The organism is Streptomyces sp. NPDC005492, from assembly GCF_040605995.1.
GTDB lineage: Bacteria > Actinomycetota > Actinomycetes > Streptomycetales > Streptomycetaceae > Streptomyces.
This window is the reverse complement of record NZ_JBEXDX010000019.1, coordinates 80268-97528: the sequence shown is the minus strand read 5'-3', so window position 1 is coordinate 97528 and position 17261 is coordinate 80268. Positions and strand designations below refer to the sequence as shown.

Genomic DNA, 17261 nt, shown 5'->3' with positions numbered 1-17261 from the left:
ATCTCACCTGGAGACATCCGTGTCCACCCTCACACGACCCCCCGAGGTCGCGGGCGACTCCCCGGCCCGGCGGACCTCCCCCCGCCGGGCCGGGAGGCGGGGAGCCTACAAGGGCCTGCTGTTCATGGTGCCCTTCCTCGCCGGCTTCGTCCTCACCTACGTCGTGCCGATCGGCTACGCGTTCAGCCAGAGCCTGCAGGAGAAGAAGAGCAGCGGGATCGGCTTCGGCCCCACGAAGGTCGTCTTCGCCGGCTTCGCCAACTTCGCCTCGATCCTGGCGGACGGCTCCTTCTGGGTCGGCATGCTGCGCACCCTGCTCTTCGGCGCCGTCCAGATCACCGTCATGCTGGGCATCTCGCTGCTGCTGGCCCTGCTGCTCGACGGCGTGGCGGCCCGCGCGGTCCGCTTCTTCCGCGCCGGACTGCTCATCCCGTACGTCATCCCGGGCGTGGTGTCGACGCTGATCTGGCTGTTCCTCTACAGCCCGACGGCCTCCCCGATCATCGACATCGGGGACAAGGTGGGCCTGAACGTCACCTTCTTCGGCGGCATCAACACCTACCTCTCGCTGGGCAACCTGCTCACCTGGCAGGGCATCGGTTTCAACATGATCCTGATCTCCGCCTCGCTGCAGGCACTGCCCCGCGAGCTGTTCGAGGCAGCCCGTCTCGACGGTGCGAAGGAGTGGCGGATCGCCTGGTCGATCAAGGTGCCCAACATCACCGGCATCCTGATCCTGACCGGCATGTTCTCCCTGATCGGCCGGCTCCAACTGTTCACCGAGCCGCTGTTCCTGCGCTATGTGGCGCCGCAGTCCATCAGCACCAACTTCACCCCGATGCTGGAGATCTTCGACCGGGCGTTCAAGACCGGCGACTACCAGTACGCCGCCGCCGAATCCCTGGTCCTGGCCGCCGTCACCGGTGTGCTCGCCTTCGTCTTCTACCGCGTCACGAACAGGAAAGTGTCATGAGCAGCGCCTCGTCCGCGGCCTCCGCCCCCGGCGGCGGTGCACGCCCGACCCGCCGCGCGGTGGTCCTCACCACCGGCCTGCTTGTCGTCTTCCTGCTCTACTCGCTGGCGCCCACCTGGTTCCTGCTGGTGGCGTCGACGAAGAACCAGACGGACCTGTACTCCACCTTCGGCCTGTGGTTCTCCGCCAACCACATCGCCGACAACTTCCAGGCCGTCTGGGCCTACCACGACGGGGTCTTCGGCCGCTGGATCGCCAACTCCGTCCTGTACTCCACGGTCGGCGCCGCGGGTTCGACGTTCATCTCGCTGGCCGCCGGCTACGGCCTGGCGAAGTTCGAATTCCGGGGCCGGGGCGCCCTGTTCGGGGTCATCGTCGGCGCCTCGCTGCTGCCGAGCACCCTCCTGGCGTTCCCGCTCTACCTCGTCTTCGCGGACATCCACCTGACCAACACCGTGTGGGCGGTGCTGATCCCGTACTTCATCAACCCCTTCGGGGTATATCTCGGCAAGGTCTACGCCGAGACCTCGATGCCCACCGAGCTGATGGAAGCGGCCCGCATCGACGGGGCGAGCGAGACACGGATCTTCTTCTCGGTCGCGCTCCGGCTGATGACCACCGGCGGCATCACCATCTTCATGCTCGACTTCGTCAACATCTGGAACAACTTCTTCCTCCCGCTGTTCATGCTCAACGGCGAGCGCTCCTTCCCCGTGACCCTGGGTCTCTTCTCCTGGGTGCAACAGGCGCAGCAGTCCCGAGACATGAACACCCTCGTCCTCACCGGGTCACTGCTGTCGATCATTCCGCTGGCGGTCTTCATGTTCGCCCTCCAGAAGTACTGGCGCAGCGGAATCCTCATGGGCAGCCTCAAGTAAAGGAACCACCGTGCCCGACGCACCCAGAACAACCGTGCCCAGCGCACCCGGCAGACGTAATGTGCTCAAGTACGCCGGGGCCACCGGTGTCGCCGCCGCCGTCATCGGCCTACCGGTCACCGCCGGCACACCCGCCTTCGCGGCCGAGCAGAACACCTCAGCCGCGCGAGGCAGCGCCCCGCTCGACGTCCTCGTCTTCGGCGACGCGCGCTCCGAGACGGCGCACCAGCTCACCGCCGCCCTCTCCGACACGGTCACCGGCGGCCTCGGCCAGCGCGCCCGTGTCCTCAACCCGACCGAGCCGGCCTCGTACGCGGGCGGCACCCTGAAGTTCGAGGTCGCGGTCAGCCCGACCGGCACCACCTACGTCACCGTCCGCCTGTGGGGCGACGACTATGACGACACTTCGCCCGAGGCCGCCTCCGGCACGAACATGTGGCGCCTCCAGCTCTTCTGCGAGGGCAAGCAGGTCGGCCACCAGGACCAGGGCGCCGTCGACAGCCTCGACATCCTGGACACCGCGCCGCGCGCGCCGGGCCGCTTCTTCTTCCACACCCTGCCGCTGCCGGAGAAGATGACGGCCGGCAAGAAGAAGGTGTCGCTGGAGATCCGCGCGCTGGGCCGCATCTGGTCCTACGGCCAGAACCAGGACCAGCTCTACTACAACATGACCACGCCCTCGCGTGGCATCTACCGTCTCTACACCCACACCGAGCCCCGCTTCGTCCCGCCGAAGGGCGAGGTCCAGGGCCCCGCGCCCACGCCGAAGACCCGCACCGGCGGCGAGGAGATCCTCGACTCCATCAAGGCCCGGGTGCAGAAGGACCAGGCGTACCTCCTCACCGGCGCGACCCCGGCCACCCTGGACGGCTGGGCGATGCAGTCCCTCGCCGAGGGCTATCTCTGGTCGGGCAGCCCCGCCTACCAGCAGGACGCCGCCGTGGACCGGGTCCTCCAGGCGATCGACGGCCGCTATCTGGCGTGGAAGGCCGACGCCACCGTCCTCACCGGTTCCGACCAGCAGTGGCAGGGCTTCGGCCGGGTCGGGCTCGTACTGGCCCTGCTCTGGGAGCACTTGGGCGACCGCCTCGACACGCAGGTGACCGGTTCGCCGTACGCGATAGCCAACCCCGGCTTCGAGGACGGCGCCGACACCCCCACCGGCTGGGAGAAGCCCGGCTGGGCGCCCGGTGGAACGTGGGCCCGCGACACCACGGTGGCCCGCTCCGGCTCGGCCTCCCTCAAGCTGACGGCCACCGGCGCGGACGACTACAGCTACGTCTACTCGGCGCCCAGGACCCGTGTGGGCGCGGGCACTTACACCTACGGCGCCTGGATCAAGACGGACGGGGTCACGGGTCTCGGCGCGCACATCGACCCGCTGTTCTTCGACGCGAGCGGCACTCTGGTCGGCAGCGACCACAAGGTGTACGCGAGCACGGGCACCCACGACTGGGAGTACGTGTCGGTCGACCTGGCCACCCCGGACGGCGCCACCCAGATCGAGCTTCATCTGCGTCTGACCGGCCCCGGCAGCGCCTGGTTCGACGACGTCACCCTCGTCGCGCCCACCACCACGGACACCCCCGTGCCGCCGGTGCGCAAGGACGCGTACATCGACATGCTCAAGTCCAGCCGGGACTACTGGCGCCAGCACTTCCCGCACTACAGCAACCAGTCCCAGATCTGCGCCATCGGCCTCTACCAGACCAACCGGGGCTGGGTCTCCTCGCCCCGAGCCTGGCCCTGTCCGAGGCGAAGGCGCGCGACTACCTGTACCAGTCGCTCGGCATGACGCCCTACCTCGGCCCGGAGGACGCCGACGGCAACCCGACCAAGCCGCTCGGCGAGAGCTACTACCAGGTGACCAAGGCGGGACTGACCCGCGAACTGGGCTTCGTCGGCAACTACGGCGAGGTCATGGACTGGCTCGTGATGATGTACGAGTCCGTCACGCGCGGCTACGGCGGCCAGGAGGCGCCCGAACTCCGCGAGCAGATGGTCAAGATGACCAAAGCACGCGGCGCGTTCCGGGTGATCGACGTCGACGGCGACGGCTGCCGCATCTCCCGCATCGAGACCGTCATCGGCTGGCGCAACGAGGTCTACCCCGGCGAGATCGGCTACGCCTCCCGCACCGCCTGGGACTCCAACCCCCTCATGACGGCGGTCGCCTTCAAGGACCCCGACATCGTCGGCTGGACCCAGGAGATGATCGCCGACGGCCAGCTCTACACCCAGCTCAGCCTCCAGGCAGAGCACACCTGGACCCGCGTCGGCCTCAACGCCCTGCGGTTCGTCTCCCACGACTGGGACGCCTTCCAGACGCTGGCCGCCCGCCCCGCCCGGATCCCGACCGGCTGGGACCGGCCCGACTTCGTCGTCACCGACGAGGACAACGGCTGCGTGGCCATCAAGAACGGCAAGGAACTCCTCTTCGCCTCGCTGTACTGGCGGGCGCGCCAGGGCGTCAACAACTACGCCCGTGTCCACCAGGTCACTCCCACCGACCAGCGCTCCGCCACCATCCGGCAGCGCACCGCGGGCACCACCTCCGAGACGTTCACCGCCCGCGACTGGATCCTGTGGGACTACGCCATCAACGACCCCGGCGCGGCGGGGATCCCGCCCGGCGGCTTCCCGCCCCCCGGCGACACGCTCCACCAGGCCCTCGCGGGCGACGTCTACCACCTCGCGCCGATCCCGGCCGACGTGCCCGACCCGACCCTCGGCGTCCATTTCGACGGCGTCGAGACCATGCTCGTGGGCCGCGCGCCCTTCTATCTCTGCGAGTACGGCGACTACCTGATCGCCATGAACACCAGCAGCGACAAGGTGTTCACCCTGCCGGCGCGCACCGACTTCGGCCCGGCACGTGACCTCGCCACCGGCAAGAAGATCGGCGCAGGCCACTGCCCCAAGATCGGCCCGCACAGCACGCTCGTGCTGTACCGGGGCTGACCCTCCCCCCACAACTCGGGCCGGTGCAGTACAGGGGACCGCACCGGCCCGCTCCCTTCCCCCTCCCCTTCTTCACCACTCAACGCCGAGTGCGAGAGGACCCTCCTTTGAACGAGCCGCAGTCCGTCCCCGCCACCCCGCCCACCCGCCGCCGCTTCCTCAAGCTCACCGCCGTCGGCGCTGGCGCCGCGGGCCTGGCGGGCGCAGGAGCCCTGGCCGGCGCGAACCAGGCCGCCGCCGTCACCTCCGGCCTGACCAGCCTGACCCACCCCGGCGTCCTGCACAGCCTCGCCGATCTGAACCGCATGCGCAGCAAGGTCGCGGCGGGCACCGCCCCCTGGGCCGGGGCCTACACCGCCTTCGCCGCCGACTTCTTCTCCTCGTCCTCGTACGTCGTCGCGGGCGGCCGGGCCACCGTCACCCGAGGCACCAGCCCCGAGAGCGGCAACGGAGAACTCTGGTACGACTGCAACGCGGCCTACCAGAACGCCCTCATGTGGTACATCACCCAGGACACCGCGCACGCCTACAAGGCCCTGGAGATCATCAAGTCCTGGACCAACGCGCTGCAGACCATCAACGGCGCCGACGCCGAGCTGGCCGCCGGAATCTACGGTGCCAAACTGGCCGCCGCCGTCGAGATCATGCACTACACCGGTCCGGCGGGCAGTTGGTCGCAGTCCGAACTCGACGCCACCGTCGCGATGTTCCAGAACATCTTCGTGCCGCTCATCAACATCTACGGCGACGGCGGCTACGGCCTGATGGGCCTCAAGGGCATGATGCAGATCGCGGTCGCCTGCAACAACCTCACCCTGTTCAACGACGCCTACAACGCGTTCTACACGAACAGTTGCTGCGCGCTGACCAAGCTGATCCAGTCCGGCACCGGCCAGTGCTGCGAGTCCGGCCGCGACCAGGGCCACACCCAGCTGATCCTGGGCTCGCTCGCGGAGATCTGCCAGACCGGCTGGATCCAGGGCCTCGACCTGTACGGCGCCTCCAGCTCGCTGCTGCTGTCCGGCTTCGAGTACACGGCGAAGTACAACCTCGGCAACACCGTCCCGTACGACGCCACCTTCGGCCGCTGCAACTGGCACTGGTCGGCCCTCGGCACCGACGGGCGCGGCTCCTTCAAGCCCATCTACGAGATGGCGTACAACCACTACGTGAAACGAGCCGGCAAGTCCGCCCCCTACACCGCGCAGGTCGCGAGCAACCTGCGTCCCGAGGGCGCGCCCACCCAGTGCGACCAACCCGGCTTCGGCACCCTCCTGTTCTCGCTCTGACGTTCCCTTCGTGATCGGAACTCCCTTGATCCACAACCCCGTCCTGCGCGGCTTCGAACCCGACCCCGTGATCCTGCGCGTCGGCGACGACTTCTACATCGCCACCTCGACCTTCGAGTGGTACCCGGGCGTGCGCGTCCACCACTCCAGGGACCTGGTCAACTGGCGTGCGCTGGGCGGGGTGTTGGACAGCCGACGCCTGCTCGACCTGACCGGCGTACCCGACTCCGGAGGCATCTGGGCCCCCGGACTGTCGTACGCGGACGGCCGTTTCCACCTGGTCTTCACGGTCGTCGACACCTACGCGGAGGGGTGGAAGGACCTCCCCAACTACGTCACGTCCGCGCCCTCCATCGACGGCCCCTGGTCCGACCCGGTGCCACTGCACGGCCGCGGCTTCGACGTCTCCCTCTTCCATGACGACGACGGACGGAGCTGGCTGCTGAACATGCGGTTCGACTGGCGGCCCGAGCGGGAGTCGTTCGCGGGTATCGAGATCCAGGAGTACGACCGCGCGACACAGACCCTGCTCGGCGAGCCCCGCACGATCTCAGTCGGCACGGCGGCCGGGGTCGCCGAGGGACCGCACCTGTACAAGAAGGACGGCTGGTACTACCTCGTACACGCGGAGGGCGGCACCGGCTACGAGCACGGCGCCGCCGCCGCCCGATCACGCGACCTCTTCGGCCCCTACCTCCCCGACCCGTCGGGGCCCTTGCTGACGGCCCGTCATGACCCCTCCCTGGAACTGCAGAAGGCCGGCCACTGCTCGCTCGTCGAGACGCCGAAGGGGCAGTGGTACGCCGCTCACATCACCGCCCGCCCGTACACGGAACGCGGCCGGTGCGTACTCGGCCGGGAGACGGCCCTGCAACCGGTGAGCTGGACGGAGGAGGGCTGGCCGCGCATCGCGGGCGGGGTACCGGCGCCGACCGTACCGGCTCCCGACCTGCCTTCGGCGCCGGTGTCGGCCGCGTCCACCACCGACCGCTTCGACGGGCTCGGCCCGGACTGGTCCACGCTGCGCCGCCCGGCGACCCCGGACTGGGTCGAGCCCGCGCCGGGGCGGCTGCGGATCCACGGCGGCCAGTCCCCCGCCGGCCGCCGCACCCCCAGCCTGGTGGCCCGCCGCGTCACCGCACAGCGGTGCTCCTTCGAGACCCGCGTGACGTTCGCGCCCCGCACCCCGGACCACCTGGCCGGACTGACCGCCTACTACAACACCCGTAACTGGCACTACCTGTACGTGACGGCGGACGACGAGGGCCGTCCGGTACTGGCGGCTCTCACTTGCGCGGCAGGTCGGATCACGGCGCACCCGGTGGAGATCCCGCTCGAACCGGCACGCGCGGTCACGCTGCGCGCGGAACTCGACGGCCCGCACCTACGATTCGCGTACGGCACCGGCGACGACGGCGCGCCCCACCCCCTGCCCCTCGACCTCGACGCCACCGTCCTGTCCGACGAACACGCCGACGAGTTCCACGACGGACAGCTCCGGGTCCTCGGGTTCACCGGAGCCATGCTGGGCCTGTGGGTCCAGGACCTCGACGGCGCCGGTGCGCACGCCGACTTCGCCTACGCCACCTACGAGTACCAGGAGGACCACAACTGATGGGCCGTATCCGGCTGTTCACCACCAGCCTGGGTTCCCCCGACCGCCCGGCCCTCCTCCTGGTGCACGGCTGGGGCGGCGACGGCCGCGAATGGTCGCCGCACGCCGAGGCGCTGGCGGAGGAGTTCCGGGTGGTCGTCCCGGATCTGCGAGGTCATGGCCGTTCCGAGGTACCGGACGAGGGCAACACGCCGGTGGAGATGGCGGACGACCTGGCCGCACTGGTGGAGACGCTCGGCACCGGCCCGGTCGTGGCGGTCGGCCACTCCATGGGCGTCCAGGTGGTCAACCTGCTCGCCGTACGGCACCCGGACCTCGTCCGCTCGGTCGTCGCCCTCGACCCGGCCCACGGCGCGCACGGTGCCGAAGTGGACGGAATCCCGGGGCGGTTGGCCGAGTACCGGAAGCACGGGGCCCGCGCGGCGGCCGAGTTCGTCGCCGGAGCCTTCTCGGACCAGGCCCCACCCGGACTGCGCACCGCCCATGTCCGCACCATACTGGGCACCCCGGACCACGTCATCGCCCAGGCGTACGCGGGTATGTACACCGATCCGGAGGCGGTCGGCGTTCGCCCGCACAGCGAGGCGTACCTGCGCCGCCGCACCCAGCCGGCGCTGACGGTGTGGACGGCGGCGGAGATGGCCGCCTGGGAGAGAAGCACCCTGCACGTCACCGGCTCACGCGTGGAACACTGGCCGGGGGTCGGCCACTACGTGCACGAGGAGCGGCCCGAGGACACCGTCCGGCTCATCCGGGAGTGGGCGACGGGCGAGTGAGTCTTCCAGGGGCGGGGCGCCACTGCGGGTGACGCCGTAGGCGGGGATGAGCTCAGTTCGGCCCCGGCGTGTCCCGCGGCGCCGCCTGCGGCCCCGCGTCGGGTACGTGGAAACAGGCGCTGACCGACTTGCCGTGCGGACAGGGCCGCGTTTCCCAGGTATCGGCCACGGCGTCCACGAGGAGCATGCCGCGTCCGCCGAGACGCTCCGTGTCGGCCTCGCGGGGAGTGGGCAGCTCCCGGGATTTGTCGTGCACGGAGACATGCAGACAGTGGTCGTCGCACGTCATCACCAACTGGGCGCTGCTGTGGGCGTGCCTGTGCGCGTTGGTCACCAGCTCGGAGACGGTGAGCAGTACGGCGTCCGCGGTTTCCGGCGCGGAGGTGGTCCAGCCCAGCGCGTCCAGGTGCTTGCGTGCCCAGTCCCGGGCCGATTTCACTTCGCTGTTCAATGGAAGCGTGCGGGCCCAGCCCACTGCCCGGAGTGATGAACCTTCCACAGCGATCAATTCCCCTCGGTAGCGTGGGCGGGTGTGCTCAGCGATGGCCACGTAGTTTGGCCAGCAGGCGCTGCGCCTGGGCCCGACGGCGTGGGTCGGCAGCGGCTCGGCGTACCTGTTCGGCTGTGCGCCGTCCCTGCGGGCTCCTTGCGAACTTCTTGATGCGCTCCATCACGTCCGACATGACGCTCCTCTCTCAAAGCACCGCGTTCATCACTGTCTCGGGTACCCCGGCCCCGTCGGCTCAGCCGTGTCGCCTGGTGCGGGGCACCCTCCGGGTGTGTCAGGAGATGGCGCGGAGAGGACCGTGCGACCGGCGGCGGAGTTCGTCGAGCGCTTGGGCCGTGTCGTCGTCCGCGGGGAGGAGGACGATCAACTGCTGGGCGTCCGAGGGGAGTTCGAGCGTCTCGCGGAGCAGGTGGAGTTCGCACCCGGAAGGGTGGTTGAGGCGGAGTGCCCCGCGTCGGGGCACCATGTGCCGGTTCAGGCGGCGCGTGAAATCGGGGCCGGCGGTCCGGGCGAGTTCCGTGGTGAACCACTCGGCGTTCCCCGCGGACGCTCCGAGCCACAGGTCGAAGGCCTGCTCGTCGGCGACGTCGTCCCAGTCGGCGAAGAACGTCCGGGCGCGGGGGTCGGTGAAGACGTAGCGCGTGAGGTTCGGGGTGTCGGCGTCGAGCAGTCCGGTTCCGTGCGCCACCGACCCGTAACCGCTGGTGTGGGCGAGGACATCCCCAAGTCGGTTGGTGACCAGGGCGATCCCGGGTTCGAGGAGGCGGAGCGTCTCCAGGATCGACGGACGGACCTCGCGGGGCGGCGGCCCGGGTCGACGGTGAGCGGAGCATGTGCCGCCAGTGATCTTCGTGAGGTAGCGCAGGTGGTCGCGCTCCGCCGAGTCGAGGCCGAGCGCGTCGGCGAGGGCGCGGACCACCGCCACCGAGGGGTTGCGGTCACGGCCCTGTTCTATGCGGGTGAGGTATTCGACGCTGATACCGGCCCGCGTGGCGAGATCCGAGCGCCGTAGGCCGGGTGACCTGCGCCGGCCGCGATCGGGCAACCCCAGCGACTGGGGCTGGATGCTGTCTCGTTTGGTCCGGATGAAATCCCCCAACGGCGAACCCATGGCGTGAGCTTACGGCGGTGCCGCTCCTCGCGGAGTGCTCAGAGTGGCCCTGCGGGGGCCAGCCTGGGCACGGTCTGGCTGGGAGCGCGGGGCTGTCCGAACGTGGTGGGCATGGAGAACAGACCTCATCTGGTGATCGTCGTCGGAAGCGTGCGTGAAGGACGGTTCGGCCCGTTGGTGGCCTCGTGGGTGGCCGAACAGGTCGGCCTGCACGGGGTTTTCGATGCGGAGGTCGTCGATCTGGCCGAGTTCGACATCCCGTTGACGCTGCCCGCGGCTTCGCCGAAGCACGCCCGCGACGACTACCCGCGCCCGGCCGGAATGGCGGCGCTGACGTCGGCCCTGGCGAGCGCCGACGCGTTCATCGTGGTCACGCCGGAGTACAACCACAGCTATCCCGCGTCGTTGAAGGCGGCGATCGACTGGCACTTCACCCAGTGGGCGGCCAAGCCGGTCGCCTTCGTCAGCTACGGGGGCGCGGCGGGCGGACGGCACGCGGTGCTGCATCTGGAGAACGTGCTGACCGAACTGCACGCGGTGACGATCCGCGACGGTCTCACCTTCCCGAACTACTTCACGGCGTGGCAGGACGGCCGCCCGCTGGATCCCCAATCCCCTGTGTACGCCCGGACCGTGCTCGACCAGTTGGCCTGGTGGGCGACCGCACTCCGGTCGGCACGCGACGCCGTTCCCTACCCGGGGTGAGCGCGGCTCCTGGGCGTGCCCCACATCGCGTTCCGTCGCGCTCGCCGGACTGGTCCGCACGGCCGCACAACTCTGAACCCCACCCGCCTCCTCACACCGGATCGCTCGGCTTCGCCGCGGCCGCCAGACTCGGCTGGAGGCGGCGCGCCGCGTTGAGGTGGTCGGCGGTCCAGATGATGCGGACGGCTGTCGCGGTGGCATGTCCGTCGTCGTCGCGCAGGTCGCGGCGCAAGGAGTGGACCAGGCGTGCCTCCTCGTCGGCGTCGCGGGACAGCGGAACGGGCACGGGAGTGTGCCGACCCAGGCCTGCGGCCAGATCGCGGTACCAGTCGGCCACCCGGCCGACGGTATCGAGCAGCGTGAGCCGAGCCTCGGAGCGATCGGGTTCGATCCGTCGCTCCCCTTCCTCACCGCCGTTGCGCTGCCACAGTCCCAGTACCGCGTCCGAGGCGAGGCGCAGTCCTACGATCCCGGTGACCAGGGTGGTCATGTCGGACAGCCGTACCGGCTTGGCGCCGCGTTCGGCGAGGTAGCTGCGGAAGGCGTCGTCGAGTCGGCGGGCCGCGGCGGCCGCCCGCCGGCCCGCCTCCACCGGGGCGTCGGTCGGGACGCAGCCGATGCTGCAGCGGCTGGCCGCGTACTCCACCGCGTCGGCCAGGTAGCGGGCGCTTTCGGTGTACGCGGCCGACAGCGCCCGGTCGACGGCGGCCGCGGCGCCGCGCGGCCAGAAGAACAGGCCGACCAGGACGCTCACCGCGCAGCCGAGGGCGATGTCCTCGATCCGCAGCAGCACGATGTGCCAGTCGGGGTCCTGGCCGATGTTGAACAGGATGACGAGGGTGACGGTGAAGGCCGCCTGACCCGCCGCGAAGGAGATGGCGGCGGGGGCGATGCCGGCGACGAGCACGGCGACGGGGAGCAGGAACCACAGCACGGTGCTGTGGTGCCCGATGAGCTGGAGCAGTCCGGTCCCGATGAGCGAGCCGACCAGCGTGCCGCCCAGCGCCCGCAGCGCGTTCTGCCCGGTGTTGAGGGCGTTGGAACGCAGCACCGACAGGGTCCCCAGCAGGACCCAGAACGAGTGCTGGACACTCGTCAGGTCCGCCAGGGCCACCGCGATGCCCAGGCCGAGCGCACCCCGGAGGCTGTTGTGCAGCCAGACCGAGCGCGGCTCCAGGTGTGCGGCGGCGCGCTCGACGGCGGCTGCCAGCGGCTGCGTCAGCGCGCCCGGTTCCGTGCCGAGCAACTGCTCGGGCCAGCTACGGCGCTCGGCGGCCGCCGCCAGGTCCACGTTGCCGGCGATCTGGAGGGTGGCGAACCCCAACTCCTGGGCTCGGAACGACAGATCGAGGGTTTCGATGAAGGCGCGGACCTCCGACTCCGTGCCGGGTTTCGGCTCGTGCACGGGCAGTCGGTGCGTGGCCCGGAGTTCCATGCCGTCCATGGCCTTGCGCAGGTTCACCAGAGCGGCGCGCAGGGCGTCGGGCGCGTTGCGCGGGGCGTCGAGCATGTCGGCCGCCTCGTCCAGGGCCGTGGCCGCCGCCCGCCGTACGGCATGCGCGTCGGCGTCGCAGTCACGGCGGTCCTCCAGTGGCGGGCCGCTGTCCGCCACGATCGCGCTCAGCCAGGTCAGTTCGTCGACCAGCCGGACCAGTGCGCGGGATCCGGAGGACAGACCTGTGGGCCGGTAGAGCGTGGCGTCGAAGGCGGTCCGCAGGTCCGCCGCCGCCGTGGCGGCCAGGCCGGCGGTGACCTCGCACTGCCGGGTGGTGGGCGCGTCCGAACCGCCGGCCAGCCATGAGGCGTCGGTACGCAGTTGCGCCGCGGCCGCGCGGCAGACCCGGGCGGCGGGTGCGCTGAGCGGGTCCGCGGCGGGCCGGGGCCACAGAAGGGAGATCGCGAGCATGGCTGCCGCCGCCGCGAGGCCCGCTCCGGCCAGACGGTCGGGCAACTGTGCCGGCGGGGCGGGTGAGGTCACCGGGAGGATGAAGGCCAGCAGCAGCGCGGTCGTCGCGCCCGCGAGAACGGAACTGACGACGCCGGAGAAGAGCACCAGAAAGCCCACCAGGACCATGACGGTGACCGCGAGCCAGGTCGTCCGGGCCACCAGCGTGCCGAGGCAGATGAGGACCGCCCAGGCCACGGCCAGCCCCACGTGCGCCCGCAACCTCTGCACCATGGGGCCGGTGAACTCCACCAGCAGGAGCATCGAGAACGAACCGAACGCCGCGTAGGTCGCCATCGTCGAGGAGTCCAGCACCTGGCTGCACAGGGCGAACAGAGCGGGCATCACCAGCGCGGTGCGCGCGGCCCGGCGGGTCGCCGCGAGCCCAGGATCATGGTCGCGCAACCAGGTGGGGACCCGTCCGGCCAGGACGCGCCAAGGTATCGCCATGCGCCCACGCACCTCCTGTCGACACAGCACCCACGTGCCCCGCCGATCACGAGTATCCGACATTCACGCTGCCCGCACACTGCTCGATCGCGGTTCGATGACGAAGGCCCGCTCGCCCCGGTGAGCCGGCCCCAGACCTTCCCGCCATGACGAACGTGAGGAAGGACATGGCCACCACCGCGCAACTGGCCTGGCTGACGCTGACTCCCGCCGACAAGAGCGCGGAGGCGGCACCGGTGGGCACGAACTGAGTGGAGCGTGCTCGAACAGGCCGAGGACGTCGTACAGGAGACGTTCTCGTCCAGCACGTCTCGATCGTCGTCCGCGGCCCCAACCAGCCGCCCTCTACGCCCGGTTGGCCTGGATCCGGCGCATCTCGGCGGACCGGGCCAGGACTTCGTCCAGTGTCCCCGCGGCGTCCACGCGCCCCTCCTTCAGCACCACCACCCGGGCCGCGGCGCGCAACAGCGCGGGCCGGTGCGACACCGCGAGGACAGTGACCGAGCCGTCCAGCAGCCGCTCCCACAGGAGTTGCTCGGTCGTGGGGTCCAGGGCACTGGAGACGTCGTCGAGCACCAGGAGTTCGGGACGCCGGACCAGCATCCGGGCGATCGCCGTCCGCTGGAGCTGGCCGCCGGAGAGTCTGAGGCCGCGCGGGCCGACGACGGTGTCGGCGCCGTCCTGCATGGCCGCCACGTCGGGGCCGAGGACCGCGGTGTGCGCGACGCCCTCGAAGATCCCGCCCTGGGTGTCCAGGCCCAGCAGGACGTTGTCCCGCAGCGATCCGCTGAACAGGCGTGGGGCCTGGGGGGTGTAGCCGCAGCGTGGCGGTACCAGGAAGTCCGTGGGATCGGCGATCGGTTCCCCGTTCCACAGCACGATGCCCCGCTCGTGCGGCACCAGGCCCAGGACTGCCCGTATCAGCGTCGACTTGCCCGAGCCGACGCCGCCGGTGATCACGGTGACGGAGTGGCGTACGACGGTCAGGTCGACGTCCTCAATGCCGCGTCCCGATCCGGGATGGCGTGCGGTCAGCCCGCGGACGGTCAATTCCCGTAGCCCATCCGCCCGTTGAGGGACGGGCGCCGGTTCCTCGGCCTCTCTCCGGAGCCGTTCGCCGAGGAAGTCGGCGATGCGGCCCAGGGCCACGGAGACCCGCTGCAGCCTGACCGAGAGGATGCCGATCGAGGCCAGTGCCTCGGCGAGGATCTGGAGATAGAAGGTGAACAGGGCGAGGTCGCCGATGCTGAACGCCCCGCTGTGCGCGCGGCCCGCCGCCAGCAGCAGGACGACGCCGATGCCGATGGGGGCCGCGTTGCCGATCACGGTCCGCTGGAGGCCCGCGAAGAGTTCCTCGCGCACGGCCGCCTTCGCGCGGGAGGCGTTCAATCGGTCGATGTGCGCGGCCACATGCTCCTCGGCGGCGGCCGCCTGCACCGCCTGCACGGCTCCGACAGCCTCTCGCAGGGCGCCCGCGACCTCGGCCGACGCGGTGCGCGTGGCTCGCCGGTGGCGGAGAAACCGGCCGTGGACGGCCGCCGTGACCACCGTGATCAGGACCAGCAGCACCAGCAGCGCACCGGTGACCAGGGCGTCGATCCGCATCATGACGGTGACCGAGGCGCCGACGAACAGCCACTGCGCGACGACGGTCGGCGCCCATGCCACGAAGAAGCCGGTCTCCTCGACGTCCTCCCCCACCACCCGCAGGGCCTCCCCCGGGGTGGTACGGGCCGCGGCTCCCCGGCCGCGCAGGGCGGAGTCCAGGAGTTCCCGCCGTAGCCGAGCCGTCGTGCCGTACTGGACGCGCGGCTCCAGGCGGTTGATCATCACGCCGAACTGGAGACACAGCCGGGCGCCCTCGATCGCGGCCACCCAGGCGATGAGCGGCCAGACCCCGCCGTCGGCTCCGAGGGCGTCGAAGAGCTGCTGGAACAGGAGCCCGACGGCGAGTGTCCCGGCCCGCAGGAGGACCCACAGTCCGGTCAGCGTCCAGTAGGCGCCGGTCGAACCTCGCAGCACGGTCCCAAGCCGCCCGAGCGTGCCCCGTACGTCGATGTCGGCCACTTTCCCGCCCCGTCAGCCGGCTCGCAGCAGTTCGTGGAAGTGCGAGGTCGGGTCGGCCGCGAGAGCGGTCTGCTCGCCGTGCTCGACCACCGTGCCCGCGTCGAGGACGAGAACGCGGTCCACGGTGCGCAGCGCGTGCGGCCGGTGTTGGACGACGACGGCGGTGCGGCCTTCGAGGAGCCGCTCCATCGCGGGCATGAGCTGCCGCTCGGTGTGCGGGTCGAGCCGGGCGGTCGGCTCGTCCATCAGGACCACGGCCGGGTCTCGCAGGAACACCCTTGCCAGCGCGAGGAGTTGTTCCTGTCCCGCGGACATGCCCCGTGCGCCGGCGCCCAGCACGGTGTCCAGGCCGTCGGGCAGTGCGTGCCGCCAGTCCGTGAGTCCGGCGTCCTCCAGCGCCGCGCACACGCGGCGGTCGTCGACGGAGTGGTCGAAGAAGGTGAGGTTGTCGCGGAGCGTGGCGTGGATGATCTGCACCTCCTGGGTGACCAGGGCGACCCTGCCGCGCAGCGCCCGGGTGTCGAGTCCGGCCACGTCCTGTCCGCCGACGGTGACGGCGCCGGTCACCGGATGCTGGAGTCCGAACAGCAGCCGTACGACGGTCGACTTGCCGCTGCCGGTGCGGCCGACGATGCCGAGCCGTTCCCCGGGGCGCAGCCGGAAGGAGACGTCCCGCAGCACCGGTTCACCGGGGTCGTAGGCGAAGGACACATGGTCCAGCCGGGCGCCCAGCGGGCCCTCGGGCAGGCGGTGGGTGCCGGTGCGTACGACGTCGTCGTCCTGGCTCAGCAGTTCGTTGAGGCGCTGCACGCTGACCGCGGCCTCCTCCAGGTCGTGGAAGCGGGTGGTGACAGCCAGCAGCGGGCGGCGCAGGAGCATGGCGTAGGAGAGGCAGGCGAAGGCCGTGCCGGTGGAGAGCTGGCCGCGGCCGTGCAGCCAGACACTGACGACCAGGGCGAGGACCACGCTGAGTGTGGACAGGCCCTGCACGGTGGCGGGCCAGCGCACGGAGACCCGCGCGGCGTGTCGCGCCCGCCGGTACAGGTCGCTCTGCCGTGTCTCCAGGGCGCTGAGGGTGTGGGCGCAGGCGCCGTTGGTTCTCAGGTCCTCGGCGCCGGCCAGGCGTTCCTCCAGGAAGCCCAGGAGTTCGGCGGCCGAGGCCTGCCGGGCGGCGACGAAGGGCATGGCCCGGCCGACAAGTCGGCGCAGCAGCAGGAGAGTTCCCACCGCGAAGGGCGCGAAGAGCAGCGCGAGCCGCCAGTCGAGCAGGAGCAGGGCGGCGAGGATGCCGACGACCAGCAGGATCTGGGCGAGCACTTCCAGGACCAGCGCGGACATGACGGCGGCGAGGCGGGTGACGTCGCCGTCTACACGGTCGACGAGTTCGCCGGGCGGGTGGCGCTGGTAGAAGCGGGAGGGGCGGCGCAGGCAGTGGGCCACCAGGTCGGCGCGGAGCCGGTTGGTGGCGCGCCAGGCGAGCCGCGCGCCGACGGCGTCGGAGCCGATGGTCACCACGAGCAGCCCGACGGCCGCCGTGAGATACCAGGCGGCCACCGCGACCAGGGCGCCCGACGGGCTCCGGGACAGCGTGTGGTCGATGAACCGGCGCAGCATCTGCGGTGCCACGAGCTGGAGTCCGACGCCCAGGGGGACGAGTACCGCGAGGAGGAGGACGGACGGCTTTTCCCCGCGCAGATAGCGGAACAGGACGGAGAGCTGTCGTAACGGACTGGCTGCCAACGCGTCCCTCCCCGGGCTGCGGAAGGCCTCAGCATAAAGTCCATTACCGGGCGTTGGGAATGGCGCGTCCCCCGCCGAACTCGTCATAGGGAGACCGCCGTACACATACGGAATACGAACGGCCGCTTCATGCCGGACTTACGCACTACACAACACCGTTGCCGCTGATTCATCGCGCTGTTAGTATCCTCGGGTCTTCCGGGCAATTCACCCTTGCCTGCCGTCACTGCGTACCAACTCTTC

Annotated in this window: 13 protein-coding genes; 8 read left to right on the top strand and 5 right to left on the bottom strand. The window is 70.6% G+C overall.

Annotation, left to right across the window (positions count from 1 at the left end):
• Positions 1–19: 19 nt before the first annotated feature.
• The 7 genes from ABZT04_RS25065 (at position 20) to ABZT04_RS25035 (ending at position 8492) form a co-directional block, all read left to right on the top strand.
• On the top strand, positions 20–973 hold the full coding sequence (locus ABZT04_RS25065; protein WP_356059209.1) for a sugar ABC transporter permease: 954 nt from the start codon (positions 20–22) through the stop codon (positions 971–973).
• Positions 970–1851: a carbohydrate ABC transporter permease gene (locus ABZT04_RS25060; protein WP_356059208.1), complete on the top strand. Its 882-nt coding sequence runs from the start codon at positions 970–972 to the stop codon at positions 1849–1851. Before ABZT04_RS25065 ends, ABZT04_RS25060 begins: the two co-directional genes overlap by 4 nt.
• Before the next feature lie 10 nt (positions 1852–1861).
• Positions 1862–3646, top strand: a complete 1785-nt coding sequence (locus ABZT04_RS25055) for a hypothetical protein (protein WP_356059207.1) — start codon at positions 1862–1864, stop codon at positions 3644–3646.
• The gene (locus tag ABZT04_RS25050; protein ID WP_356059206.1) at positions 3643–4812 is read left to right on the top strand and encodes a hypothetical protein; all 1170 of its coding nucleotides are present in this window, start codon (positions 3643–3645) and stop codon (positions 4810–4812) included. Before ABZT04_RS25055 ends, ABZT04_RS25050 begins: the two co-directional genes overlap by 4 nt.
• 107 nt (positions 4813–4919) lie before the next feature.
• Positions 4920–6101, top strand: coding sequence for an alginate lyase family protein (locus tag ABZT04_RS25045; RefSeq protein WP_356059205.1), 1182 nt, complete (start codon positions 4920–4922; stop codon positions 6099–6101).
• A 25-nt stretch (positions 6102–6126) separates the two neighbouring features.
• Positions 6127–7716: a glycoside hydrolase family 43 protein gene (locus tag ABZT04_RS25040; RefSeq protein ID WP_356059276.1), complete on the top strand. Its 1590-nt coding sequence runs from the start codon at positions 6127–6129 to the stop codon at positions 7714–7716.
• Entirely contained in the window at positions 7716–8492 is a 777-nt protein-coding gene (locus ABZT04_RS25035; RefSeq protein ID WP_356059204.1) for an alpha/beta hydrolase, read from the top strand. Before ABZT04_RS25040 ends, ABZT04_RS25035 begins: the two co-directional genes overlap by 1 nt.
• A gap of 52 nt (positions 8493–8544) precedes the next feature.
• Here ABZT04_RS25035 and ABZT04_RS25030 read toward each other — a convergent pair whose 3' ends face one another.
• Both ABZT04_RS25030 and ABZT04_RS25025 read right to left on the bottom strand, forming a co-directional pair.
• On the bottom strand, positions 8545–8991 hold the full coding sequence (locus tag ABZT04_RS25030; RefSeq protein ID WP_356059275.1) for an ATP-binding protein: 447 nt from the start codon (positions 8989–8991) through the stop codon (positions 8545–8547).
• Positions 8992–9274: 283 nt separating this feature from the next.
• Positions 9275–10111, bottom strand: coding sequence for a helix-turn-helix transcriptional regulator (locus ABZT04_RS25025; protein WP_356059203.1), 837 nt, complete (start codon positions 10109–10111; stop codon positions 9275–9277).
• 111 nt (positions 10112–10222) lie between these two features.
• On the opposite strand from ABZT04_RS25025, the gene ABZT04_RS25020 reads away from it, so the two are divergent.
• A complete protein-coding gene (locus ABZT04_RS25020; RefSeq protein ID WP_356059202.1) occupies positions 10223–10816 on the top strand; it encodes an NAD(P)H-dependent oxidoreductase in 594 nt (197 codons plus the stop codon).
• Between the two features lie 91 nt (positions 10817–10907).
• Here the strand turns inward: ABZT04_RS25020 and ABZT04_RS25015 are convergent, their stop codons facing one another.
• The 3 genes from ABZT04_RS25015 to ABZT04_RS25005 all read right to left on the bottom strand — a co-directional run bounded on the left by ABZT04_RS25015 (position 10908) and on the right by ABZT04_RS25005 (position 17018).
• Entirely contained in the window at positions 10908–13211 is a 2304-nt protein-coding gene (locus ABZT04_RS25015; protein ID WP_356059201.1) for an FUSC family protein, read from the bottom strand.
• Positions 13212–13556: 345 nt separating this feature from the next.
• Entirely contained in the window at positions 13557–15278 is a 1722-nt protein-coding gene (locus ABZT04_RS25010; RefSeq protein ID WP_356059200.1) for an ABC transporter ATP-binding protein, read from the bottom strand.
• Positions 15279–15290: 12 nt separating this feature from the next.
• Positions 15291–17018, bottom strand: coding sequence for an ABC transporter ATP-binding protein (locus tag ABZT04_RS25005; RefSeq protein ID WP_356059199.1), 1728 nt, complete (start codon positions 17016–17018; stop codon positions 15291–15293).
• Positions 17019–17261 lie beyond the last annotated feature (243 nt).

What these genes read in the sequence shown, in the direction of transcription:
- ABZT04_RS25060 (WP_356059208.1), top strand. Translation starts at nt 970, where the DNA reads ATGAGCAGCGCCTCGTCCGCGGCCTCCGCCCCCGGCGGCGGTGCACGC.
- ABZT04_RS25050 (WP_356059206.1), top strand. Translation starts at nt 3,643, where the DNA reads ATGACGCCCTACCTCGGCCCGGAGGACGCCGACGGCAACCCGACCAAG.
- ABZT04_RS25035 (WP_356059204.1), top strand. Translation starts at nt 7,716, where the DNA reads ATGGGCCGTATCCGGCTGTTCACCACCAGCCTGGGTTCCCCCGACCGC.
- ABZT04_RS25025 (WP_356059203.1), bottom strand. Translation starts at nt 10,111, where the DNA reads ATGGGTTCGCCGTTGGGGGATTTCATCCGGACCAAACGAGACAGCATC.
- ABZT04_RS25020 (WP_356059202.1), top strand. Translation starts at nt 10,223, where the DNA reads ATGGAGAACAGACCTCATCTGGTGATCGTCGTCGGAAGCGTGCGTGAA.
- ABZT04_RS25015 (WP_356059201.1), bottom strand. Translation starts at nt 13,211, where the DNA reads ATGGCGATACCTTGGCGCGTCCTGGCCGGACGGGTCCCCACCTGGTTG.